At 69.8% G+C, this 23,254-nt stretch carries 20 protein-coding genes; 13 read left to right on the top strand and 7 right to left on the bottom strand.

The window, feature by feature from the left end:
- Window positions 1–28: 28 nt before the first annotated feature.
- On the top strand, window positions 29–580 hold the full coding sequence (locus D452_RS0111455) for an ATP-binding protein (RefSeq protein WP_017544289.1): 552 nt from the start codon (window positions 29–31) through the stop codon (window positions 578–580).
- Between the two features lie 170 nt (window positions 581–750).
- Window positions 751–1,035, top strand: a complete 285-nt coding sequence (locus tag D452_RS0111450) for a hypothetical protein (protein WP_017544288.1) — start codon at window positions 751–753, stop codon at window positions 1,033–1,035.
- A gap of 174 nt (window positions 1,036–1,209) precedes the next feature.
- Here the strand turns inward: D452_RS0111450 and D452_RS28120 are convergent, their stop codons facing one another.
- The gene (locus D452_RS28120) at window positions 1,210–1,674 is read right to left on the bottom strand and encodes an ArsI/CadI family heavy metal resistance metalloenzyme (protein ID WP_017544287.1); all 465 of its coding nucleotides are present in this window, start codon (window positions 1,672–1,674) and stop codon (window positions 1,210–1,212) included.
- 79 nt (window positions 1,675–1,753) lie between these two features.
- On the opposite strand from D452_RS28120, the gene D452_RS0111440 reads away from it, so the two are divergent.
- The 3 genes from D452_RS0111440 to D452_RS0111430 are packed head-to-tail and all read left to right on the top strand — an operon-like array spanning window position 1,754 to window position 3,631.
- A complete protein-coding gene (locus D452_RS0111440; protein ID WP_017544286.1) occupies window positions 1,754–2,143 on the top strand; it encodes an ArsR/SmtB family transcription factor in 390 nt (129 codons plus the stop codon).
- A complete protein-coding gene (arsB, locus tag D452_RS0111435; protein WP_017544285.1) occupies window positions 2,140–3,228 on the top strand; it encodes an ACR3 family arsenite efflux transporter in 1,089 nt (362 codons plus the stop codon). Before D452_RS0111440 ends, arsB begins: the two co-directional genes overlap by 4 nt.
- Window positions 3,215–3,631: an arsenate reductase ArsC gene (locus D452_RS0111430; protein WP_017544284.1), complete on the top strand. Its 417-nt coding sequence runs from the start codon at window positions 3,215–3,217 to the stop codon at window positions 3,629–3,631. Before arsB ends, D452_RS0111430 begins: the two co-directional genes overlap by 14 nt.
- A 111-nt stretch (window positions 3,632–3,742) precedes the next feature.
- On the opposite strand, the gene D452_RS0111425 is transcribed toward D452_RS0111430, so the two are convergent.
- The gene (locus D452_RS0111425; RefSeq protein ID WP_017544283.1) at window positions 3,743–4,645 is read right to left on the bottom strand and encodes an SDR family NAD(P)-dependent oxidoreductase; all 903 of its coding nucleotides are present in this window, start codon (window positions 4,643–4,645) and stop codon (window positions 3,743–3,745) included.
- A gap of 100 nt (window positions 4,646–4,745) precedes the next feature.
- On the opposite strand from D452_RS0111425, the gene D452_RS0111420 reads away from it, so the two are divergent.
- The 3 genes from D452_RS0111420 to D452_RS0111410 all read left to right on the top strand — a co-directional run bounded on the left by D452_RS0111420 (window position 4,746) and on the right by D452_RS0111410 (window position 6,825).
- Complete coding sequence (locus D452_RS0111420) at window positions 4,746–5,411, top strand: TetR/AcrR family transcriptional regulator (RefSeq protein ID WP_017544282.1); 666 nt, start codon at window positions 4,746–4,748, stop codon at window positions 5,409–5,411.
- 262 nt (window positions 5,412–5,673) lie between these two features.
- A complete protein-coding gene (locus D452_RS0111415; RefSeq protein WP_017544281.1) occupies window positions 5,674–6,384 on the top strand; it encodes a VOC family protein in 711 nt (236 codons plus the stop codon).
- A 213-nt stretch (window positions 6,385–6,597) separates the two neighbouring features.
- Window positions 6,598–6,825, top strand: coding sequence for a hypothetical protein (locus D452_RS0111410; RefSeq protein ID WP_017544280.1), 228 nt, complete (start codon window positions 6,598–6,600; stop codon window positions 6,823–6,825).
- 70 nt (window positions 6,826–6,895) lie between these two features.
- On the opposite strand, the gene clpB is transcribed toward D452_RS0111410, so the two are convergent.
- From clpB to dnaK, 5 genes are all read right to left on the bottom strand, one after another.
- The gene (gene clpB, locus D452_RS0111405; protein ID WP_017544279.1) at window positions 6,896–9,505 is read right to left on the bottom strand and encodes an ATP-dependent chaperone ClpB; all 2,610 of its coding nucleotides are present in this window, start codon (window positions 9,503–9,505) and stop codon (window positions 6,896–6,898) included.
- An 87-nt stretch (window positions 9,506–9,592) separates the two neighbouring features.
- The gene (locus D452_RS0111400) at window positions 9,593–10,117 is read right to left on the bottom strand and encodes a heat shock protein transcriptional repressor HspR (protein ID WP_017544278.1); all 525 of its coding nucleotides are present in this window, start codon (window positions 10,115–10,117) and stop codon (window positions 9,593–9,595) included.
- Window positions 10,114–11,271, bottom strand: coding sequence for a molecular chaperone DnaJ (gene dnaJ / locus D452_RS0111395; RefSeq protein WP_017544277.1), 1,158 nt, complete (start codon window positions 11,269–11,271; stop codon window positions 10,114–10,116). The genes D452_RS0111400 and dnaJ overlap by 4 nt, the downstream gene beginning before the upstream one ends.
- Before the next feature lie 149 nt (window positions 11,272–11,420).
- Window positions 11,421–12,155, bottom strand: a complete 735-nt coding sequence (gene grpE / locus D452_RS0111390) for a nucleotide exchange factor GrpE (RefSeq protein ID WP_017544276.1) — start codon at window positions 12,153–12,155, stop codon at window positions 11,421–11,423.
- Between the two features lie 44 nt (window positions 12,156–12,199).
- The gene (gene dnaK / locus D452_RS0111385) at window positions 12,200–14,056 is read right to left on the bottom strand and encodes a molecular chaperone DnaK (RefSeq protein ID WP_017544275.1); all 1,857 of its coding nucleotides are present in this window, start codon (window positions 14,054–14,056) and stop codon (window positions 12,200–12,202) included.
- 543 nt (window positions 14,057–14,599) lie between these two features.
- On the opposite strand from dnaK, the gene D452_RS0111380 reads away from it, so the two are divergent.
- The 5 genes from D452_RS0111380 (at window position 14,600) to D452_RS29600 (ending at window position 23,153) form a co-directional block, all read left to right on the top strand.
- Window positions 14,600–16,819, top strand: a complete 2,220-nt coding sequence (locus tag D452_RS0111380) for a (Fe-S)-binding protein (RefSeq protein ID WP_017544274.1) — start codon at window positions 14,600–14,602, stop codon at window positions 16,817–16,819.
- Between the two features lie 211 nt (window positions 16,820–17,030).
- Entirely contained in the window at window positions 17,031–17,630 is a 600-nt protein-coding gene (locus D452_RS0111375; protein ID WP_017544273.1) for a TetR/AcrR family transcriptional regulator, read from the top strand.
- Window positions 17,631–18,316: 686 nt separating this feature from the next.
- The gene (locus D452_RS0111370) at window positions 18,317–19,321 is read left to right on the top strand and encodes an ABC transporter ATP-binding protein (RefSeq protein WP_017544272.1); all 1,005 of its coding nucleotides are present in this window, start codon (window positions 18,317–18,319) and stop codon (window positions 19,319–19,321) included.
- 127 nt (window positions 19,322–19,448) lie between these two features.
- On the top strand, window positions 19,449–20,297 hold the full coding sequence (locus D452_RS0111365) for an ABC transporter permease (protein WP_017544271.1): 849 nt from the start codon (window positions 19,449–19,451) through the stop codon (window positions 20,295–20,297).
- A 165-nt stretch (window positions 20,298–20,462) separates the two neighbouring features.
- Window positions 20,463–23,153, top strand: coding sequence for a sensor histidine kinase (locus tag D452_RS29600; protein ID WP_017544270.1), 2,691 nt, complete (start codon window positions 20,463–20,465; stop codon window positions 23,151–23,153).
- The last annotated feature ends 101 nt before the right edge of the window (window positions 23,154–23,254 follow it).

Genomic DNA, 23,254 nt, shown 5'->3' with positions numbered 1-23,254 from the left:
CACCTGCTTAGAGAAAGCGATTGCCGACATGGCCATTGTGCCGCACACCCCTGCCCTCAACCACACGAACAGCCCACCCTCCGAGTCCCGGTGGGAGTCCCGCGTCTACCCCGGACAGCTCTCCCAGACCAGCCGGGTCCGCACCGACCTCACCGTGGACCTGGACCGGATGACCAGCCTGCCGGTCGAGGCGAGGGAAGACATGGTCCTGTGTCTGAGCGAGATGTTCGCCAACGCCTGCGAACACTCCCGATCCGGACAGGACCCCGACGGCAGGGTGGTCCGCACCCTCGACCTGCCCCGGCCGGGCGCTGTGCGGGTCTCGATCATCGATGACGGCACCCGCACCAGCTCCACCACGGACACCGTTCCGAAGGTCCCGCGTAGGCGCACCCGCCAGCAGAGGGAACGCGCCGAACGCGGACGCGGCCTGCTCATCCTCGACCACCTCGCTACGCGGTGGGGGTTCCGGCCGGTGCTGGACTTCCCGTTCTGTGCTGGGTTGGGCACTGTGATCTGGGCCGAGTTCACCCACCCCGCCCTGGTCTCTGGTGGGGGCACCTGTGGTGGTGTGCGATGACCGGCAGTGTTCAGGTCAGCCCGGAGATTCGGTCGGTCCTGACCGCACCCCGAGGCCACCGCTTCCCCCGGACGAACACACGCCCACCCCAGCCAGGAGTCCCGGCCCTGGAATCAGCGTCCGCCTGGACCGAGACCCACCAGGACCGACAGGAACGCCTGCTCCGTCAGATGGGCGACAACCCCCGAGTGGCGTACATGCTCGAACACGGGCCCCTCCCGCACTGGGTCAAGGTGGCCCGCCACCACCGCGAACAAGCCGCACAAGAAGCGGCCGAAGCCGCGTCCCACGCCGAATCCGAGCCGGAACCGGTTCCGCCCCGGGGCCGCCACCGCGCGCCCCGCCCCTGGTGGGTATGGCCCGCCACAGCCATCAGCTCCACCCTGCTCCTGGGCCTCAACGCCCTGGACATCGTGGGCCAGAACCTCACCCACCAGATCAGCTTCCTGACCTAGCCGACACAGGACCGGGGCCCGGCGGCGAAGTCGCCGGGCCCCACCCATCCCGCAGCCGGTGAGCTCCATGAATTCGCGCTCTCCGGGGAGAGGGGTCCGCTCCGCTGGGCGCGCGGACCCTCTCCCTCTCACGCGTCAGCGTGATCACGAACGGGCGTGAACCAACGCCAGTGCTCAGCCGCCGCAGCACCCCGACCCCGACGCCGGGCTCGGAACCGGGCTCTGGGCGGGCTGGGCCGGGTTCGGGACGTCCTCGGCCCTGCCGCGCTGGTCACTGTCGGCCTTCACCACGTACACCTCCCACGGCTCCCTGCCGGGGCCGTGCACCCACACCTTGTCCTGGACCGCGTAGCAGCACGACGTGTCGTTCTCCTCGAAGGTGGCCAGGCCCGCTTCCTTGAGCCGCTCGGTGGCGGCGTCGACCTGAGCCGAGTCCTCGACCTCCACCCCCAGGTGGTCCAGTCGGGTCTCCTGTCCGGGCTCGCCTTCGATGAGGACCAGCTTGAGCGGGGGCTCGGAGACGGCGAAGTTGGCATACCCGGGGCGGCGCTTGGCGGGTTCGACGCCGAAGAGCTGCGTGTAGAAGACCACCGATGCTTCGAGGTCGGCGACGTTGAGGGCGAGCTGCACACGGGACACGGGGGACCTCCACAGGCCTTGTATCGAAATCCGTCGATGCAAGGTTGCGGGTTGTTTTGAAGTTTGTCAACATAGACGCATGTCGAATCAAGAGCGCACGGCCGATGCTCCCGCTTCGGTCCCCGGCACGGTCGCGGACTGCTGCCCCGGTCTGCTGACCACCCCGCTGGAGGAGGGCGAGGCTTCGGAACTCGCCAGGGTCTTCAAGGCCCTCGGTGACCCCGTGCGGCTCCGACTGCTGTCGATGATCGCCACCCCGGACGGCGGCGAGGTGTGCGTGTGCGACCTGACGCCCGCCTTCGACCTCTCCCAGCCCACCATCTCCCACCACCTCAAACTGCTGCGCGAGGCCGGACTCATCACCGCCGAGCGGCGCGGCACCTGGGTCTACTACCGGCTCGTGCCCGCCGCCACCGACCGCCTGGCCGCGGTCCTCACCCGCCGCACCACGACGGCGGCCGGAGCGTGAGCGCCCCCGTCCAGCCGAGCACCGAGACGGGTGTGGTGCGCCTACCGGTCCTGGACCGCTACCTGACGGTGTGGATCCTGATCGCCATGGCCGCGGGCCTGGCCCTGGGCAGAACGGTCCCCGGTCTGGGGCAGGCCCTGGCCGGGATGGGCGTGGCCGGGGTGTCGGTGCCCATCGCCCTCGGACTGCTGGTGATGATGTACCCGCCGCTGGCCAAGGTCCGCTACGACCGCCTGGGAACGGTCACCGGCGACCGGCGCCTGCTCGTCACCTCGTTGGCGGTGAACTGGATCGTCGGTCCGGCGGTGATGTTCGCCCTGGCCTGGCTGTTCCTGGCCGACCTCCCCGAGTACCGCACCGGCCTGATCATCGTCGGACTCGCCCGCTGCATCGCGATGGTCATCATCTGGAACGACCTCGCCTGCGGCGACCGCGAGGCCGCCGCCGTCCTGGTCGCGCTCAACTCCGTGTTCCAGGTGGTCGCCTTCGGCGCGCTGGGCTGGTTCTACCTGGTGGCCCTGCCGGGGTGGCTGGGCTGGGAACAGGCCGCGCTGGAGGTGTCCTTCGTCGACATCTCCGTCTCCGTCCTGGTCTTCCTCGGCGTTCCGCTCCTCGCCGGATACCTCACCCGCCGCCTGGGCGAGCGGGCGCGCGGCCGCGACTGGTACGAGAACCGGCTGCTCCCGAAGCTGGGCCCGTGGGGGCTGTACGGGCTCCTGTTCACCATCGTGGCGCTGTTCGCCCTCCAAGGCGAGGCGATCACCTCCCAGCCCTGGGACGTGGTCCGTATCGCGGCCCCGCTGCTCGTGTACTTCGTGCTCATGTGGGCCGGGACCCTGCTCCTGGGACGCCTGCTGGGCTTCACCCACCCCCGATCGGTCACGCTGGCCTTCACGGCGGCGGGCAACAACTTCGAGCTGGCGATCGCCGTGGCCATCGCCTCCTTCGGGGCCGCCTCGGGGCAGGCCCTGGCCGGGGTGGTGGGGCCCCTCATCGAGGTTCCCGTCCTGATCGCCCTGGTCCACGTCGCGCTGTGGTCGCGACGGTTCTTCCCCCACGAGGAGGTGCGCGGTGTCCGGCCCTGAGATCCCGCAGGTGCTGTTCGTGTGCGTGCACAACGCCGGACGTTCCCAGATGGCGGCAGCCTTCCTCCAGCACCTGGGCGCGGGGAGGGTGCGGGTGCGGTCGGCCGGTTCGGCCCCCGCCGACACCGTCAACCCCGCCGTCGTGCGGGCCATGGCCGAGGTCGGCGTCGACATCGCCGCCAACGTGCCGAAGGTCCTCACCACGGACGCGGTCCGCGCTTCGGACGTGGTGATCACCATGGGCTGCGGAGACGCGTGTCCGTTCTTCCCAGGCAAGCGCTACCTGGACTGGAGCCTGCCCGACCCGGCGGGACAGGGCGTGGAGGCGGTGCGGCCGATCCGTGACCGCGTCCGCGTCCTGGTGGAGGAGCTCCTGGAGGAACTGGCCCCGCCCGGCCGGTGACACGGGGGAGACCATCCCCGTGGGGCGTGGGGCGTGGGGCGTGGGGCGCAGTCAACCCTTCATATCTGGCGCTATGGAGGGTTGAGACCCCTCCCGTGTGGAACCACCGTTTCACCCAGCGGGGAACGTCACTCCGGTGAGCTCCTCCGAGACGGTCCACAGACGCTGCTGGGTGGCCTGGTCGTGGGAGTCGGGGCTGGAGGTGACCAGCTTGGGGTACCCCCGGATCTCGCCCCGGTTGCCGGGACCGTAGTACTGCCCGCCGAGCACGTCCGGGTCGGTGGCGGCCCGCAGTGTGGGCAGGGCGCCCATCTCGGGCCTCTGGGTGAGCAACGGTGCCAACCAGGTGACGGGCAGCCGAAGCGCGGCGGGTGTGTTGCGCAGGAGCTCGGTGTTGGACATGCCGGGGTGGGCGGCCACCGCGATCGTGGTGCCGTGCCGTTCGATCCGGCGCTGCAACTCGTACGTGAACATCAGGTTGGCGAGTTTGGCCTGGCCATAGGCGCCGACCCGGCTGTACGAGTTCTCCCACTGCAGGTCGTCGAAGTGGATCGCGGCGCGGATGCGGTGGCCGGTGCTGCTGACCGTCACGACGCGGGACCCGGGAACAGGCAGGAGCCGGTCCAGCAGCAGGCCGGTGAGGGCGAAGTGGCCGAGGTGGTTGGTGCCGAACTGCAGCTCGAAGCCGTCGGCGGTGGTCTGCTTCGGGGTGTACATCACGCCGGCGTTGTTGATCAGAAGGTCGATACGCGGATGGTTGGCACGTAGGTCGACCGCGGCGGAGCGGATCGAGTCCAGGGAGGCCAGGTCGAGGGCCTGGACGGTGACGTCGCCGGTGATGCGAGAGGCTGCCTGTCTGCCCTTCTCGACGTCTCGGACGGCCAGGACCACAGCCGCCCCGTGCTCGGCGAGCATCCGAGCGGTCTCGAAACCCAGCCCGGTGTTGGCTCCGGTCACGATCGCCACCCGGCCGTGCTGATCGGGCACGTGTTCCTCGGTCCAGTCACCGCTCATGGCGCGCTCCTAAAAGACTGGTGGTCTATTATTGAGACCAACTTAAAGAACCGGTGGTCTGATGTCAAGAGACCGGCGGTCTTCAAGCTAGGTTGAGGACATGACATTCCAGCGGGCGCGAAGCGAGGAGCAACGCCAGATCCGCCGCCGAGCGATCCTGGACACGGCGGCGGCGATGCTCGACGAGATGCCCGTGGCCGAGGTGAGCCTCAACGAGCTCAGCCGACGGGTGGGTCTGGCCAAGTCGAACGTCCTGCGGTACTTCGACTCGCGTGAGGCCGTACTGCTCGAACTGCTGGACGATTTCCTGGGTGACTGGCTCGCCGAGCTGGCGGAGGAGCTGGCCGCGGGCATCGAGGCACACGCGGCACCAGAACTGCGGGCGGCCCAGCTGGCCGAGGTCCTCAGCCGGTCGCTGGCGAACCGGGGGGTGCTGTGCGACCTCTTCGGTGCGCAGGGCGGCGTCCTGGAGCACAACGTCTCGGTCGAGGTGGTCAAGCGGCACAAGCGATCCTCCCTCGCCAGGCTCGCGACCATGTCCGAGCTCGTGCGCCGCCACGTGCCCGAGCTCGGCGACGACGCTCAACTGTTCTGCCTGACGAGCCTCATCTCGGCGGGCGCCCTAGCGTCCTACACCCCACCGTCGCCCAGCCTTCTCGCCGCCTATGCGGACGAACCTGCCCTCGGTGCGCTCCACATGGAACTGCGTGATGCTCTACGCGTCGCCTTCACCTCGATGCTCCTGGGCGTGCTGCCGCGCTCCTAGGCCCTTCCACCCGCCACGAGGAAGGCGGATCGGACCAACCCGGTCCGTGGACTTCGCCCATGGGGCGGTCGACGCCCCGAAGGGCGTCAGGCGACGGAGTCCCGTTTCCACGAGAGTCCGCAGCAGGTAGCGCGGGCCGTGGCTTCCACCCGGCGAGGAAGGCCACGGCCCGAACCTCGTCAGCCACCCTGGACACAGCCGGAAGGCACACGGAGAAGGAAGCCATCTCCGAGCGTCGTACCCCCGCGCTACCCTCCACGCCATGCTCGTGGACTCGATCACCCTCCAAGCCGACGATCCCCCCACCCTGGCCCGCTTCTGGTCGGAGGCCCTGAGGGTGCCGATCGTGCGGGGAGAGCCCGCCGGGCTGCTGCTCGCGACTCCGGGCGTGCCGCTACGCCTCATCCCGGCCCCCTCCACCTCTCGGTCGGAACCGGCCATCACGCGGCTGCACCTCGACCTCAGCGGCGGGAGCGACCACCGCTCCTGGGCCCGAACCCTGTGCTCACTGGGCGCCTCCCCACGCGACGTGGGGCAGGGCGACGTGCCGTGGGAGGTGCTGGCTTACGTCGAGGGAAACCTCTTCTGTGTGATGCCCGGCGATCGCTACGAGGAGGCCGGACCCGGACTGGGATCACTGCCCGTGGACTCCGCGCGCCCTCGGGCCGACCGGGACTTCTGGGCGCGGATCACCGGCTGGACACCCACCGAGAAGGGCCACCCGGAGCTGCGGCCCCCGCACGGCCCCGGCATCCGCCTGGCGTTCTGCGACGAGCTCGGACCCAAGCCCGCGAACGAACCGAACCTCATGGGCCCGGCCCTGCGTCTCGAAGAGCACGAACGCGAGACCGACGCCCTGGAACTGTTGGTGCACGCGGGCGCGGTTCGTGTGGAAACCGAGGACGAGGCCCCCTGGCACCTGCTGGCCGACCCTTCGGGAAACGAGTTCAGACTTCTGAAACCGCTGCGCTGAGTTCTCGTGCTCGGCCCTGATCGGGGCGGGCAGGAGTGAATACCGGCCATGCCCTATTCGGCCTGATGGGTGATGTGTTTCGGGGACAGCACTCGAACGAAGGGGCCGATGTTGTCCGTGTCCGATTCTCGCGAGGAGGTGGTCGAACCGCGCAAACCACCGAGCCCCGGAGGGCATCCCACGGGGTGACATCCCCCCGACCCTGGAGCCCCCATGGCCTACACGTCCTCCGGCGAGAGCAGTCCCGGAACCGCCCTCGCCGTCGCCATCCTCACGCTCGTGTGCTGCAACCTGATCGGCGGCGTCGTCGGTATCGCCTTCGCGGCGGTGGCCATGGGCAAGGAGGACGAGGAGGAGCGGGCCCGCTTCACCGGCTACGCCTGGACGGCGATCGTCATCGGCCTCGTGCTGAGCGGGCTGGGCATCCTCCTGATCCTCTGAACCGGCACGGCGACAACCCGTACACACGGCGAGGGGCCGTACCGGTGCCGGTACGGCCCCTCGCCGTCGCTCAGGCCGGTTGGTCCGCCCCGCCGGTCGTCACGGACAGCCGGTCCAGGGAGTCGTCCACGTCCACCCGGATGGTGTCCCCCTCGCTCAACTCACCCGAGAGCAGCTCACGGGCGAGCGGGTCACCGATGCTGGACTGCACCAGACGGCGCAGTGGCCGGGCACCGTAGTTCGGGTCGTAACCGGTCAGGGCCAACCACTCGCGGGCCGCCGGGGTGACGCTCAGGGTCAGCTGACGGTCGGCCAGACGCCGAGCCAGCTTGTCCACCTGGAGGTCGACGATCCGGGTCAGGTCCTCGGTGGAGAGCGCGTCGAACATGATCACGTCGTCCAGCCGGTTGAGGAACTCCGGCTTGAACGTGGCCCGCACGACGTCCATCACGCGTTCCCTGCGCGTGGCCTCCTCCAACGACTGGTCCACCAGGAACGGGGAACCGAGGTTGGAGGTGAGGATGAGGATCGTGTTGCGGAAGTCCACCTGACGGCCCTGGCCGTCGGTGAGGCGCCCGTCGTCCAGCACCTGGAGCAGGGTGTCGAACACCTCCAGGTGCGCCTTCTCCACCTCGTCCAGCAGCACCACCGTGTACGGGCGACGCCGCACCGCCTCGGTGAGCTGGCCGCCCTCCTCGTAACCCACGTACCCGGGAGGCGCGCCCACCAGCCGCGACACCGAGTGCTTCTCCGAGTACTCGCTCATGTCGATGCGCACGATCGCGCGCTCGTCGTCGAACAGGAACTCGGCCAGCGCCTTGGCCAGCTCGGTCTTGCCCACACCGGTCGGACCGAGGAACAGGAACGACCCCGTGGGACGGTCCGGGTCCGAGATCCCCGCGCGGGCGCGGCGCACCGCGTCGGACACCGCCTGGACGGCGTCCCTCTGCCCGATCAGCCGCTGTCCCAGCTCGTCCTCCATGCGCAGCAGCTTGGAGGTCTCGCCCTCCATGAGCCGCCCGACGGGGATACCGGTCCAGGAGGAGACGACGTCCGCGATCTCGTCGGCGCCCACCTCGTCCTTGACCATGGTGTCCCCGGCGCTGGCCTCGGCCCTCTCCTCGGCCTTGGACGCCTCCTCGACCTGCTTCTCCAGTTGCGGGATCTCCCCGTACATCAGCCGGGACGCCTCCTCGAAGCGGCCCTCGCGCTCGGCCAGCTCCGCCTTCGTACGCATCTCGTCCAGCTGGCCCTTGAGGTCACCGACCCGGTTCAGCCCCGCCTTCTCCTGCTCCCAGCGCGCCACCAGGCCGTTGAGGTGCTCCTGGCGGTCCGCGAGGTCGGCGCGCAGCCGCTCCAGCCGCTGCTGACTCGCGGGGTCGGACTCCTTGTCGAGCGCCATCTCCTCCATCTTGAGGCGGTCCACCGTGCGGCGCAGCTCGTCGATCTCCACCGGGCTGGAGTCGATCTCCATGCGCAGCCGGGACGCCGCCTCGTCGATGAGGTCGATCGCCTTGTCGGGCAGGAACCGCGCGGTGATGTAGCGGTCGGACAGCGTCGCGGCGGCCACCAGCGCGGAGTCCGAGATCTGCACCTTGTGGTGTGCCTCGTAGCGCCCCTTGAGGCCGCGCAGGATCGCGATGGTGTCCGCGGCAGACGGCTCGCCCACCATCACCTGCTGGAAGCGGCGCTCCAGCGCGGGGTCCTTCTCGATCTTCTCCCGGTACTCGTCCAGGGTGGTCGCGCCCACCATGCGCAGCTCGCCCCGGGCCAGCATCGGCTTGAGCATGTTGCCCGCGTCCATGGCGCCCTCGGCCGCGCCCGCCCCCACCATGGTGTGGAGCTCGTCGATGAACGTGATGACCTGGCCCTCGGACTCCTTGATCTCCGAGAGCACCGCCTTCAGCCGCTCCTCGAACTCACCCCGGTACTTGGCGCCCGCCACCATCGCGGACAGGTCGAGGCTGATCAGGCGCTTGCCGAGCAGCGACTGCGGCACGTCACCCGCCACGATGCGCTGGGCCAGCCCCTCGACCACGGCGGTCTTGCCCACGCCGGGCTCACCGATGAGCACCGGGTTGTTCTTGGTGCGTCGGCTCAGGACCTGGATCACCCGGCGGATCTCGCCGTCCCGGCCGATGACCGGGTCCACCTTGCCCTCGCGGGCGCGCTCGGTGAGGTCCACACCGAACTTCTCCAGCGACTGGTAGGTGTCCTCCGGGTTCTCCGAGGTGACCTTCCCGGTGCCGCGCACCCGCTCGAAGGCCTCCAGCAGCGTCTCCGGGGCGGCACCGGCCTCGTTGAGCAGCCGGGCCGCCTCACCGCCGTCGGTGGCCAGGCCGACCAGCAGGTGCTCCGTGGAGACGTACTCGTCCTCCATCTGCTGCGCGCGCTGGGCGGCGGTGTTGATGGAGACGATGAGCTGGCGCGAGGAGGACGGCGAACTGACCGTCGATCCGGCCGCCTTGGGCAGGGCGCTGATCGCGGCCTCGACCTTGTCCTTGAGCTGGTCGGGGCTGGCACCGACCTCCTTGAGCAGCGGTCGGGTGATGCCCTCGGCCTGGTCGAGCAGGGCGTTCAGCAGGTGCAGCGGCTCGGTCTGCGGGCTGCCGTCGGCGGTGGCCTCACGGATCGCCGCAGCCAGGGCCTCCTGGCTCTTCCGCGTGAGCTTGTAGTTCACGTCCGGTTACTCCTTCCGCATGAATAGTTACTCAGAGTGATCGCTTGGGGCCGAACTCGCCGGGTCCCGCATCGCGGTTCCCGTCTGTCAGCCCTGGGCCGGACCGCCCGTCTCGGGTTCGTCCCGGCCGCCGGGGCCACTCTGGCCGCCCGCCCCGCCCTGGCGGCCCTGGTCCGGGTGCTCGCCGTCGGGTTCGGCGGTGTTGAAGATCGTGACGCGGGTGCGGCGCACCAGCTCCCCGCGTACCGGCCCGCCCTCGGGACGGGCCGGACGGCCCCGCCGGGACACCGCCCGGCGGGCCGCCTCAAGCTCGTTGGCCAGGTGGAACGCCTGCTCGCGCAGCTGCTCCACCTCGTGTTGCAACTCCAGGATCCGCTTGATGCCGGCGAGGTTGATGCCCTCCTCCTGCGACAGGCGCTGCACCTCGCGCAGCGTCCGTACGTCGCGCATGGAGTACCGGCGGCCCCGGCCGGAGGTACGGCCCGGAGACACGATCCCGAGCCGGTCGTACTGCCGCAGCGTCTGCGGATGCATCCCGGCCAGCTCAGCGGCCACCGAGATCACGTAGACCGGTGCGTCGGCGCCGAAGGCAGGATCGTTCACGTTGTTCACGCGCCCTTCGCCCGCGCCTCGAGCCCGTCGCGCGGGTCGTAGTCGGAGGTCGCCGCGCGGAACTTCTCCAGAGCCTCGCGGGCGTCGCCGTTGAGTGTCTTGGGCACGTCCACCTCGAAGGTGACGAGCATGTTGCCCGTGGTGCCGTCCTTGCGGGTGGCGCCCTTGCCGCGGACCCGCAGCGTGTGCCCGTTCTGGGTGCCCGGCGGCACCTTCACGGTCACGGGGAAGCCGCTGAGGGTGGGGACCCGGACCTCGGCGCCCAGGGCCGCCTCGGGGAAGGTCACCGGGACCGTGATGGTGACGTTGTCGCCGTTCCTGCCGAACACCGGGTGTCCCTTCACGTGGACGACGACGTAGAGGTCACCGTTGGGGCCGCCGTGCTCGCCGGGGGCGCCCTTGCCCTTGATACGGATGCGCTGGCCGTCGCTGACCCCGGCCGGGATGCGGGTCTGTATGGTGCGGGTGCTCTTGCCTCGCCCGCTGCCGGTGCAGGTGGGGCAGGGGTCGTCGACCACGAGGCCGCGTCCCTTGCACTCGCTGCACGGCTCGGACAGCGAGAAGCCGCCCAGGTTGGTGCTGTCGTGTCCGGTGCCGCTGCACTTGGGACACATGCGCGGGGCCGTGCCGGCGCGCGCTCCCGTGCCCTTGCACGTGGGGCACGGGGCCTCGCTGCTCAGCTGGAACGAACGGGTCACCCCGTCCGCGGCCTCGCGGAAGGTCAGTGTCGCCTCGGTCTCGACGTCGGCGCCCCGCCTGCTGCGGGTGGCGGTGCCGCCCCGCCCGCGGTTGCCGAACAGTCCGCCGAAGATGTCGCTCAGGCGCTCGCCGCCCGCGGCCCCTCCGCCGGAGCTCTGGCCGAAGATGTCGCTCATGTCGAACCCGCCGGGACCGGCGCCGCCGGGCCGGTACGACCCGCCGAACATGGAGCGCGCCTCGTCGTACTCCTTACGGCGCTTCTCGTCCGACAGGACGTTGTACGCCTCGGAGATCTCCTTGAAGCGGTCCTCGGCCTTGGGGTCGTCGGTGTTCGCGTCCGGGTGGTTCTCCCGGGCCAACTTGCGGTAGGACGACTTGATCTCGTCCTTGGAGGCCGTCTTTGAGACTCCCAGGACCTTGTAGTAGTCCTTCTCCAGGTAGTCCTTGGTGCTCATCGACTGGTGCCTTCTCCCGCTGGTGCCGGTTGCGTCCGATGTTTCCACGTGGCCCCGCACCGCTGGGGTGCCGGGGGCGGCCCGGGGCCGTGACCGACGCTCTCACGTCGGCCACGGCCGGGTCCATGCCTGCCTGCTCGAGGCAGGCGTTACTGCTTGTCCTCGCCGTTCTCGGCGGTGGAGTCGTCGGCGTCCGAGGACGGGGCGGCGGACTCGTCGTCCCCCGCGCCCTCCAGCGGCTCACCGACCACCACGCGGGCGGGGCGCAGAACCCGCTCACCCATGCGGTACCCAGGCTGGAACACCTCGATCACCGTCTGGACGGAGATGTTCGGAACCGGGACCAGGGTGAGCGCCTCGTGGACGTTCGGGTCGAACTCGTCGCCCTGCTCGGCGTACTTCTCCAGGCCCAGCTTGGTGGCCGTGGCCTCCAGGGCCTCACCCACCGCCTTGAACCCGCCGTTGAGCTCGTCGTGCTCACGGGCCCGACCGATGTCGTCCAGGATCGGCAGGAGTTCTCCGACGACCTGGGCGGTGGCGACCTCACGGACGGCCACGCGGTCGCGCTCGACACGCTTGCGGTAGTTGGCGTACTCCGCCTGCACCCGCTTGATGTCGTTGGTGAGCTCGATGACCCGCTCGTCCGCGTTGATCGCCTCGGTCACCACGGACTCCGGGGTGTCCGGAACCTCGGGGACGTCCTCGATCTCGACCTCGACGACCTCGGGCTCCTCCTCGGCGGCCGTGGTCTCCTCGGCGGACGCACCCTCGGGGGTGCGGGCCTCGCCGGTCTCCGGGTCGACCTTGCGGTTGTCCCGGATCACCGGACCCTGGTTCTCGTCACCCGAGTCGGGGTTGTTCTTGTCCTTGTCCGACGGCGCCATGTCCGACGTTCCCTCCTTCCTCGCCTCTCACCGGTCCTCGGGGGTCAGGACCCCTGGTTGCCCTTGCCGTTGTCCTCGTCGACGATCTCGGCGTCGACGACGTCCGCGTCCTCGGTGGAGGAGTCGGCGTTCTCGGAACCGGGCTGAGCGGCGCCCTCACCCTGCTGGCCCTGGCTGTAGATCGCGGAACCGATCTTCTGGCTGGCCAGCGCGACCTTCTCGCTCGCGGAGCGGATGGCCTCGGTGTCGGTGCCCTCCAGGGCGGTCTTCAGCTCGGCGACGGCGGCCTCGGTCTCGGAACGCACGTCCGCCGGGACCTTGTCCTCGTTGTCCTTGATGACCTTCTCGGTCTGGTAGACGAGGGACTCGGCGTTGTTGCGGACCTCGGCCTCCTCGCGGCGCTTGCGGTCCTCCTCGGCGTACTGCTCGGCGTCGCGGACCATCTGGTCGATGTCGTCCTTGGACATCGCCGAACCACCGGAGATGGTGACGGACTGCTCCTTGCCGGTGCCCAGGTCCTTCGCGGTGACGCTGACGATGCCGTTGGCGTCGATGTCGAAGGCGACCTCGATCTGCGGGACGCCGCGCGGCGCCGGGGGCAGACCGGTCAGGTCGAAGACGCCCAGCTTCTTGTTGTACTGGGCGATGTCACGCTCGCCCTGGTACACCTGGATCTGCACGGACGGCTGGTTGTCGTCGGCCGTCGTGAAGATCTCGGAGCGCTTGGTCGGGATGGTCGTGTTGCGCTCGATGAGCTTGGTGAACACGCCGCCCTTGGTCTCGATGCCCAGGGAGAGCGGGGTGACGTCCAGCAGCAGGACGTCCTTGACCTCGCCCTTGAGCACACCGGCCTGGAGCGCGGCGCCGATGGCCACGACCTCGTCCGGGTTGACGCCCTTGTTGGGGTCCTGGCCGCCGGTCATCTCCTTGACCAGCTCGGCGATGGCGGGCATACGGGTCGACCCGCCGACCAGGACCACGTGGTGGATCTGGTCCAGGCTGATCCCGGCGTCCTTGATGACCTGCTGGAACGGGGTCTTGGTCCGCTCGACCAGGTCGGCGGTCAGGCGCTGGAACTCGGCGCGGGTGAGCTTCTCGTCCAGGTGCAGCGGACCCTCGGCCGAGGCCGTGATGTAGGGCAGGTTGATCTGCGTCTCGCTGGAGCTGGACAGCTCGATCTTGGCCTTCTCGGCGGCCTCGCGCAGACGCTGGAGCGCCATCTTGTCCTTGGCGAGGTCGACGCCGTTGGAGTTCTTGAACTTCTCGACCAGCCAGTCGACGATCGCCTGGTCCCAGTCGTCGCCGCCGAGGTGGTTGTCGCCGTTGGTCGCCTTGACCTCCACGACGCCGTCGCCCACCTCGAGGAGGGAGACGTCGAAGGTGCCGCCACCGAGGTCGTAGACGAGGATCGTCGCCTCGTCCTCCTTCTCCAGGTGGTAGGCGAGCGCGGCCGAGGTGGGCTCGTTGATGATGCGCAGGACGTTCAGGCCCGCGATCGTGCCGGCCTCCTTGGTGGCCTGGCGCTGCGAGTCGCTGAAGTAGGCCGGGACGGTGATGACCGCGTCGGTCACGTCCTCGCCCAGGTAGGCCTCGGCGTCGCGCTTGAGCTTCTGGAGGATGAAGGCGCTGATCTGCTGCGGGTTGAAGGTCTTGTCGTCGATCTGCACCGACCAGTCGGTGCCGATGTGACGCTTCACCGAGCGGATGGTCCGGTCGACGTTGGTGACGGCCTGACGCTTGGCCACCTCGCCGACGAGCACCTCGCCGTTCTTGGCGAAGGCCACGACCGAGGGGGTGGTGCGGGAGCCCTCGGCGTTGGTGATGACCGTCGGCTCGCCACCCTCAAGGACCGCGACACACGAGTTCGTCGTACCGAGGTCGATTCCGACCGCACGTGCCATGGTTGTTTCCTCCGTCAAAGTTGAGTCGTTCAGGCGTAATTTTGCTTCGTCGGGTTGGGGCTGTCAAGTCAGTTGAGTCGACCCCACTCAAGTTGCTTCCTACGCCCTGACAACGGGTGGCCGCGCGGGGATGTTCCCGACCTGGGCCGATTTCACGAGGGGAACGGATGAACCCCGGGAGAACTCGGGGACATCCTTGACCTGGAAACCAGGGATGCCGGGGGCGTCTCGGGGTCGCCTCCGGGGGTCTCGGCGGGGCGGGCGGAGTGGCGTGCCGCGACACGGCGGGGGGTTCTCCCGGGGGTCGGGTGGCCCGTGTCGTGCCCCCGGTCCGCTTTGATGGGGGTGTGCGGTGTGTTCGGGGTGTCCGGTTCGCACCCGCGTGAACCGGGTCGCGTCGCGACTGGCTACCGTGGGCACCCGCCGCCGCGCGGGTGGACTCCGGGTCGGTGGCCGCCGTGCTATTACTCGCTAGTAACATCAATAGGGACCACCGGTGTGTGGCGCACCGGTAGACGGAAGCAGGATGGGAGGCCACGGACGATGCATCCTCTGTACTTGACGCTGGGCATCATCACCTCGGTCTTCGCCGTGGTCGCGTTCACCTTGTTCGGTCTGGCCATTCGCCAGATCGTGCGAACCGTGGGTGTCGGCCGAACGGTGGAGCCGGAGCGGAAGGGACCGTTCGGACAACGGTTCACGATGACGCTCATCGAGATCCTCGGACACACGAGGATGCTGAAGCGGCCGTGGGTCGGTGTGGCCCACTGGTTCGTGATGGTCTCCTTCCCGCTGCTGGTCTTCACGGTGATCGAGGCTCAGGGTGAGGTCTTCTACCCGCACTTCAAGCTGCCGCTGATCCACGACTGGGTCCTCTACGGCCTGGCCATCGAGGTCATCGCCGGGGCCAGCCTCGTCAGCATCATCGGTCTGACGGTCTACCGCCTGCTGAACGGGCCCCACCGCAAGGGCCGGGACTCCCGCTTCTACAACTCCAAGACGTGGACCGCGTACTACGTCGAGGCCTACCTGTGGGCCCTGCTGATCTCGATCTTCGTGATCCGCGGTCTCAAGGTCGCCATCGAGGACTTCCCGTTCCCGGTCTGGGCCACCCCGATCTCCCACGCCGTCGGAGCGATCCTGCCGACCGACGTCGCCGTGGCCGAGCCCGCCATCGCCCTGGTCGCCGCGTTCAAGCTGATCATCAGCTACGCGTTCTTCGCGATCCTGTACTTCAAGCTCACCATGGGCATCGGCTGGCACCGTTTCATCGCGCCGTTCAACATCTACTTCAAGCGCAACGCCGACGGCACCCCGACCCTCGGCGCCGCCAAGCAGATGATGGACAAGTCCGGCACCAAGCCCCTCGACTTCGAGGAGGCCGACCCGGACGAGGACCCGTTCGGCGCGGGCAAGCTGGAGGACTTCACCTGGAAGGGCCTCCTGGACTTCACCAGCTGCACCGAGTGCGGCCGCTGCCAGTCCCAGTGCCCCGCCTGGAACACCGGCAAGCCGCTCTCTCCCAAGAAGGTCATCCTCGACCTCCAGAAGCACACCTACGAGAAGGCCCCCTACCTCCTCAAGGGCATCACCGAGGAGACCATCGCCGAGGGCGCCGACGACAGCCACGCCGGAGTCGACGTCCTCGCCCTCCTCAACAAGCCGCTGGTCGGCACCGAGGAGGAGGGTGGCGTCATCCACCCCGACGAGCTGTGGGCCTGCACCAACTGCGGTGCGTGCGTGGAGCAGTGCCCGGTCGACATCGAGCACATCGACCACATCCTGGACATGCGCCGCTACCAGGTCATGGTCGAGTCCAACTTCCCGTCCGAGGCCAACACCCTGCTCAAGAACCTTGAGAACAAGGGCAACCCGTGGGGCATGGCCGAGGACCGGCGCATGGACTGGATCGAGGAGCTCGCCTCCCAGGAGAACCCGGTCGAGGTCCCGGTCGTCGAGGACAAGCTCCCCGAGGGCACGGAGTACCTGTTCTGGGTCGGCTGCGCCGGTGCCCTGGAGGACCGCGCCAAGAAGACCACGAAGGCCATCGCCGAGCTGCTGGACATCGCGGGCGTGAAGTTCGCCGTGCTGGGCGGCATGGAGGCCTGCACCGGTGACCCGGCGCGCCGCCTCGGCATGGAGTACGTCTTCCAGATGCTGGCCCAGCAGAACGTCGAGACGCTCAACGAGGCCGGGGTCACGAAGATCGTGGCCAGCTGCCCGCACTGCTTCAACACGCTGGCCAAGGAGTACCCGCAGCTGGGCGGCACCTACGAGGTGATCCACCACAGCCAGCTCCTGGCCAAGCTGGTTGAGGAGGGGCAGCTCACCCCGGTGAACTCGATCGACGAGAACATCACCTACCACGACCCGTGCTTCCTGGGCCGCCACAACAAGGTGTACACGCCCCCGCGCGACATCATGGCGCAGGTTCCCGGCGTCAAGACGCAGGAGATGCACCGCCACAAGGAGCGCGGCTTCTGCTGTGGCGCCGGTGGTGCCCGCATGTGGATGGAGGAGCGGATCGGCAAGCGCATCAACACCGAGCGTGTGGACGAGGCGCTGACCACGAACCCGGACACCGTCTCCACCGCTTGCCCGTTCTGCCAGGTCATGCTCGGTGACGCGATCAACGAGAAGAAGTCGTCGGGCGAGGCCAAGGAGTCGCTGGAGGTCGTCGACGTCTCCCAGCTGCTGCTGCGTTCGGTCAAGGGTGAGAACCCGGCCCCGGGCGAGGAGAAGGAGACCGCCGACGCCCAGTAGCCGTCCTTCGCCGGGGTGGGTCCCGGTGCGGTGAGGGCCGCGATCAGAGCTCGGGAAGGGGCGGGGTGCCACGCGCGCACCCCGCCCCTTCGCGTGTCCGGGTCGGGCGTGGCCAGGCCCCGGTCCGACCAGCCCGTTTCCGGTGGCCTCGCAGGGGTCCTCCAGTCGATACGGGTGTATCAAAAAAGCGGGGGTGTGCCAGAATGACCCCGTGCCGAAGGTCGTAGACAGGGAAGCCCGACGGGATCGGGTCGCCGAGGCGATCCACCGCATCGCCGCCCGGGAGGGACTCGAAGGGGTCAGCGTGCGGGTGGTCGCCGCCGAGGCGGGGCTGTCCGTGGGCGCCGTGCAACGGGAGTTCGCCACCAAGGACGAACTGCTGCACTTCGCGCTGCGTGCCTCCGTCGAGGAGGTGTCCGCGCGCTTCGGCCGGTTCCGGGTCGGTCCGGTGGCCCTCACCGTCGCTGAGGGGCTACGGCAGGTGCTCCTGGACCTGCTCCCCACCGACGAGCGGCGCCGGGCCCAGACGCGGATCTGGGCCGCCTTCTACGCACGCGCGGCCGTGGATCCGGTCTTCGCCGGGGTGCTGGCCGAACTGGACGCCCAGGCCAGGGGGCACCTCCGCGTCGCCCTGGAGTACGCGAGGGACCAAGGTGAGCTCGCCCCGGGGCAGGAGCCGGAGGCGGCGGCGGAACTGCTGATGGTGCTCATGGACGGCCTGTGGCTCACCTGCGCGCGCCTGCCCGAGGGGGCCGACCTGTCACCGCAGCGCGCCGCGGTGGAGTCGGCGGTCCGGCTGGTCACCGCCTGAGCCAAGCGGTGGGAAACGGTCGGGACGTGATTGGTGTCCTTGGTCCCGGAACGGGTTCACGACGGGATCGTCCCTTCCAGTCATGGTCCTGACCAGCGTTTTTCTTGGAGTGGAGGAATTCCTGGGAGGTGTCGGTAAAACCTTTCCCGGATCGTGTGTTCGGCGGGGGGTCGTATTTCCGAGGGGTCGGTGAGGATTTCCGTCTTCCCTGATCAGTGCGGGGTTCTCGGTGTCCGAAGGTCGTGGGGTGGTGTCATTCGTACCAGCGTTCGGTCTGCGCGCGACTCGGGATGGCTTCCTCGGGACGATGTTTCCCAAGAAGAAAGCAACCAATGCTCGGGTGTCGGGAATCCACCCGTCGGAATTGCCGTATTCCACCGGCGCGCCCGGTCCGAGTCGTGTAGAACGTTGGTGACCGCCGAGGGGTCGCGCCCGGCATCGCGTTGTGAGGGGACGGGCGCGCCCCCGACCGGCGGCGACGGCCGCGCTCGTACGTGAGTTGACGAAGGGGCACGCACGAACGCGGCCGTGTTCCCGCGGTCCGGCGGAGGGGCCGGAACCGCGGGACGGAACGCGGACGGGCCCCGGGATGACATTTGTCAGCGACGGGGGCGGATGAAGTGTCATCGGCGAGGGGTGACAGCGGCGTCTGTCAGCCGGGGCCCGGTTCGCGGGACTCTGGTGGCATGACGACGACAGAGCACACCGGACCGGCCGCCGCGACCCAGGACCCCACGTCGACCACGGGGCCCTCGGTGGTCGTCAGCGACCTCCACCAGCACTACGGCGACTTCGAGGCGGTCCGGGGTGTCTCCTTCGAGATCCGGCCCGGCGAGCTCTTCGCCCTGCTCGGGACGAACGGCGCGGGGAAGACCACCACCATCGAGACGCTGGAGGGTTTCCGGCGGCCCAGCTCCGGGACGGTCCGTGTCTTCGGGCAGGACCCCTTCGGTCAGCCCCCCGGTGTGCGGGAGAGGGTCAACGCCGTCCTCCAGGGCAGCGGGCTCCTGGAGGACCTGAGTGTGGACGAGAGCCTCAGGCTCACCAGCGACCTCGCCGCCTCGCCCCGGGACGTCGAGGAGATCCTCCGCCTGGTCAACCTCACGGACAAGCGCGGCCTGCGCGTCCGGCAGCTCTCCGGCGGTCAGAAGCGCCGTCTCGACCTGGGCTCGGCGCTGCTGACCCGGCCCGAGGTCCTCTACCTCGACGAACCCACGACCGGTATGGACCCCGAGGCGCGGCACGAGACCTGGCGGATCATCAACGACCTCAAGGAGAGCGGGGTGGCGGTCCTGCTCACCACGCACTACCTGGAGGAGGCTGAACGCCTCGCCGACCGGCTCGCCATCATGCACCGGGGTGAGATCCAGGTGGAGGGCACCCTGGCCGGGGTGCTCGCGGGCTGGGGCGACCGGGTGAGCTTCCTGCTCCCCGGCGACGTGCGCACGGCCGACCTGCCCGACGTGGACGGAGCCACGATCGAGGTGGAGACCCGCGACCAGGAGTTGTGGGCCACCTACACCGTCACGGGCGGGGACGTGGCCGAGCGCGCCCACCGCGCGGTCGCCGCGCTGGTCGCGTGGTCGGCCGAACAGGGGGTCGTCCTCCAGCACCTCCAGGTGCGCGGCGCCTCCCTGGAGGACGTCTTCCTCCAGGTCGCGGACGGCGCCGCGGACCTCGTCACCCCGTGAGGAGGCGGGTCCGGCGCGTGCCGCACGGACCCCGGCGGCACCAGTGGCCGTCCCCTTCCGACCCCGCCCCGTCACCGGGACCACGCGCCGCCGCGCGACACCCCGGCACCAGAACCCAGGAGACACCATGACCACGACCACCACCCGGCCCCCGGCCCCGAGCGTTGACCGGACCTCTCCCAGCACCCTGAAGCGGACCCTGCGCCTGGCCCGCACGGAGTTCACCCTCTTCGTGCGGTACAAGACAGCGCTGATGTACCTGGTGATGCCGCTGATCCTCTTCATGCCGCTGCTGTCCACGCCCAGCGCTCCGGTCTTCGGGGACTTCACCACCCACGACCTCACCCTGGCGTCGGCCGTCATCGGCATCGGCCTGATGCTGGGGATCGGACATCCCTCCAACGTGTTCGCCGCCCGCCGTGAGGCCCTGGTGCTCAAGCGGCTCCGGGTGAGCGGGATCCCGCAGACGGCGATCTTCGGCAGCGTGACGGTGGTCGTCGTCCTGTTCTCCCTGGCGATGTCGGTCCTGATCCTCGGCGCGGTCGCCGCGCTCGGCGGGAGCCTGCCCGCTGACCCCGTGATGCTGGTGGCCGCGGTGCTGCTGAGCGCGGTCGCGATGAGCCTGGTGGGCCTGCTGATCACTCCCATGGTGCGCAGCGCCGAGTCGGCTCAGATGTTCTCCGTGGTCCCCATGATGGGGCTCCTCCTCACGGGCGGTGTCTTCTTCCCGCTCGACCTGATGCCCGAGCCCGTCCGCCTGGTCGCCCAGTTCCTTCCGGTCGCCCCGGCGGCCGAGATGGCGCAGGCCGCCTACACCGGCTATGACGTGTTCGGCGGGTACGAGGGCGCCGAGGCGCTGGGCGCCGCCGCCCTGTGGGGCAGTGCGCTCCCGTCGCTCGCCGTGATGCTGGCCTGGATCGTGGTGCTGTCGCTGCTGGTGCGGCGCTACTTCAGGTGGGACCCCCGCCAGCCGTAGGCAGCGGGTCGAGGGGGCGGAGTCGGGAGGCCGGGACGGGGCCACCCGGCTCCGCCGCGCATGGGGCCCGGAGGAGATCCGACCTGTGGACAACGGTCGTGGAGGGGTGCTCCGCCCTTACGTTGGAGTCCGGTGAAAAGCGCCGGGGGAAAGCGGGAGGCGGACGTGGGGGAGCAGGGCGGGCGCGCGGCGTCCGTGGCGGCGCCGGAGAACGGTGGTGCCACGGCTCCGGCGGGCCGGGGCGCCGAGACGCCCGCGCCACCGGGGATGAGCGCGGGTTTCGCGCGCAGGATCCGGCGGGCGCGACTGTACTGCCTGTACAGCATGGCGGCGTTCCCGTTCCTGGTTCCCTTCTGGGCCGGGACCGGGCTCCTGGTGGACCTCCCCTACGCCGGGGGCGTCCTCGACGGCCAGCCTGACTACGTCCTCGGGCTCGCCGTGGTCCGCACGGTCGCACTGTTCGTTGCCTCGGTCCTGTGCGCCCTGGCGATGTTCCGCATGATCCGGGAGCGGTTGGACGGCAGAGTCCGACCGAACCGGATCCTGTACCGGAGCACCGTCGCCCTGCTCCTGGTCGTGTTCCTGTTCCTCTGGCACACCCCGAGCGTCCTCGGGATAGCCGCCTCGGCCTGGGTGCTGCTCGCCTTCCTGTCCTCCCGGCGCGAGCTGTTGTACCTCACGGGTGGCGGGATCGCCGTGACGGTGGTGAACGCGCTGGTCACGCCGATGCGGACAGCGCTGTTGCCCGGACCGGGCGGTCTCGGCGGCCCCCTGGGGATCCTCGGCAGTCTGGCGGGGCACGGCCTGATCATGCTCTTCTGGGCGGGCTTCCTGTGGATCGGCTGTCTCTACACGATCTGGCTGTGGGACGGCATCCGGCGGGTGACCGAGGGCCAGCAGGCCCGCGCCCAGCTGGCGGTGGACGGGGAACGGCTCCGCTTCACCAACCAGATCCGTGAGCTGCTGTGGCACCGGCTCGACGCGCTGCGCATCGGCGCCGGTCAGGCGGGACGGCACGTGCGGACCGACCCGGAGGCGGCCGAGCGGGAGATCGGCCAGGTCCACGAACTGGCGCGGACCACGCTGAGACAGGTGCGCTCGGTGGTCCGGGGGTACCGGGACATCGACCTCGACGCGGAGGTGAACTCGGTCCGCGCGGTCCTGGAGGCCAACGGGACCGTCACCGCCGTCACCGGACTGACGGGCCTGAACCCGCCGGCGGACACGGCGGCCCTGGCCGCCTGGGTGGTGCGGGAGGGCGGAACCAACGTCCTGCGGCACAGCCGCGCCCAGAACTGCCGGATCGCCTTCACGGAGGAGCCGGGGTCCGCTCCCGGCCTCGGCGAACTGGTCGTGGAGCTGAGGAACGACCGGGCCCGGGAGGGTGCCCCGTCCGGGGTGGGGTCCGACAGCGGTCTGGCAGGTCTGGCCGAGCGGATCGCCGGTGGCGGCGGCACGCTGGAGGCGACCCGGACGGACGACGGCGGCTTTCTGCTGCGGGCCACCCTTCCCTTGGCGGATGGCCCGGCACCCGCGCTGGCCGGGGCGGGCGAGAACGGGGCGAGCGAGAACGGGGCGTATCCGGCGCCGAGCGGCCCCGTGCCCGCGACGGCCCTGGTCGCGCCCGAGCCCTCCGAGGAGACGACACCGCAGGAAGCCGACACGGAACTGCTCAACGACCTGGCCAACGACCGGCGGGTCCGTCTCTCCCGGCGGATCATCATGGCTCTGATCGGTTTCAACAGCCTGCTGCTCGTGGTGCTGGCCCTCATGGATCTCGTCGGCAGCGCCGAGTACCGTCTTCCGCTCTGGTCCTCGGTGGTCGGCACGCTGCTCACCGTGGTGGTCGCGGGTCTGCTCATCCGCCTGCTCCGGGAGCGGCTGGATGGTAACCGCAGACCCAGTCCGGGCCTGTTCTGGCTCTCCGTGGTGCTGCTCCTGATGGGCGCGGTGTTCCTGAACAACCCAGCCGTGGCGCTGATCATGATGGGCGCCTGGTGGGGGACCGGAATCCTCTTCACCACGCGTTGGCCCGGCGTGGTGGTCACCGTCCTGTTGTTGTTCGCGCCGCTGCCACTGATCCCGACCTTCTCCGCGGTCCTCGAACCGAACGGATTCAACCCCCTCGTCTACGGACTGGTCTGGCTGCTGGCGGTGATCGTGGCCCTGACCTTCCTCTTCAGCACCTTCGGCACGATCTGGCTCTGGGACATCAGCCGCGAGGCGGTCGCCGGACAGCGGGCCCGCGCCCAGCTCGCGGTGACCCAGGAACGGCTCCGCTTCGCGCGGGACATGCACGACCTGCTGGGCCACAGCCTCTCCGCGCTGGCGGTCAAGGCGCAGCTGGCCGGGCGGCTCGTGGACCGGGCCCCGGACCGGGCCCTCACCGAGATTGCCGAGGTCCAGGGGCTGGCGGGGCAGGCGCTCCAGCAGATGAGGTCCGCGGTGAGCGGTGACCGGGAGGCTGACCTGGAGGGGGAGGTGGCGGCGGTCGGCGCCGTCCTGGACTCGGGTGGAACGCGGACCGTGGTCACCGGCCTGGAGGGCCTGGAACTCCCGTCGGAGGTCGCCGGGCTGGCCGCCTGGGTGGTCCGCGAGGGCGCCACGAACGTCCTGCGGCACAGTGACGCGCGAGAATGCCAGATCAGCTTCCGGCTCACCAGGGACGGCGCGAACGTGTCGAGGGGCCTGGTCGTGGAGGTGCACAACGACAGCGCGAGGGCGCGGACGCCCGGGGGCAGCGACGGCAACGGACTGGCGGGCCTCTCCGAGCGGGTCGCCCTGGCTGGGGGAACCCTGTCCCGGGCCAGGACCAGGGACGGCGGCTTCCTGCTCCGCGCGGTGATCCCGTTCTGACCGACCCTCGAACGGTGCTCCGGGGACCGCGTGCGGAGCCGCGTGCCGGGTCACGGGCGGCTTGTCCGAGGGCCTCCCTGTCCCGCGGCGCCCTGGACCGG

This window comes from Nocardiopsis prasina DSM 43845 (genome assembly GCF_000341265.1).
In the GTDB taxonomy this organism is placed as follows: Bacteria; Actinomycetota; Actinomycetes; order Streptosporangiales; family Streptosporangiaceae; genus Nocardiopsis; species Nocardiopsis prasina.
This window is presented reverse-complemented; position numbering and strand designations above follow the sequence as displayed.

Bases quoted from the DNA above. Each gene is read 5' to 3' on its own strand.
- D452_RS0111425 (WP_017544283.1), bottom strand. From the start codon at position 4,645: ATGAGCGGTGACTGGACCGAGGAACACGTGCCCGATCAGCACGGCCGG.
- D452_RS0111440 (WP_017544286.1), top strand. From the start codon at position 1,754: ATGTCGAATCAAGAGCGCACGGCCGATGCTCCCGCTTCGGTCCCCGGC.
- D452_RS0111380 (WP_017544274.1), top strand. From the start codon at position 14,600: ATGCATCCTCTGTACTTGACGCTGGGCATCATCACCTCGGTCTTCGCC.
- dnaJ (WP_017544277.1), bottom strand. From the start codon at position 11,271: ATGAGCACCAAGGACTACCTGGAGAAGGACTACTACAAGGTCCTGGGA.
- D452_RS0111365 (WP_017544271.1), top strand. From the start codon at position 19,449: ATGACCACGACCACCACCCGGCCCCCGGCCCCGAGCGTTGACCGGACC.
- D452_RS0111410 (WP_017544280.1), top strand. From the start codon at position 6,598: ATGGCCTACACGTCCTCCGGCGAGAGCAGTCCCGGAACCGCCCTCGCC.
- D452_RS0111450 (WP_017544288.1), top strand. From the start codon at position 751: ATGGGCGACAACCCCCGAGTGGCGTACATGCTCGAACACGGGCCCCTC.
- grpE (WP_017544276.1), bottom strand. From the start codon at position 12,155: ATGGCGCCGTCGGACAAGGACAAGAACAACCCCGACTCGGGTGACGAG.
- D452_RS0111415 (WP_017544281.1), top strand. From the start codon at position 5,674: ATGCTCGTGGACTCGATCACCCTCCAAGCCGACGATCCCCCCACCCTG.
- D452_RS0111455 (WP_017544289.1), top strand. From the start codon at position 29: ATGGCCATTGTGCCGCACACCCCTGCCCTCAACCACACGAACAGCCCA.
- dnaK (WP_017544275.1), bottom strand. From the start codon at position 14,056: ATGGCACGTGCGGTCGGAATCGACCTCGGTACGACGAACTCGTGTGTC.
- D452_RS0111420 (WP_017544282.1), top strand. From the start codon at position 4,746: ATGACATTCCAGCGGGCGCGAAGCGAGGAGCAACGCCAGATCCGCCGC.
- D452_RS0111370 (WP_017544272.1), top strand. From the start codon at position 18,317: ATGACGACGACAGAGCACACCGGACCGGCCGCCGCGACCCAGGACCCC.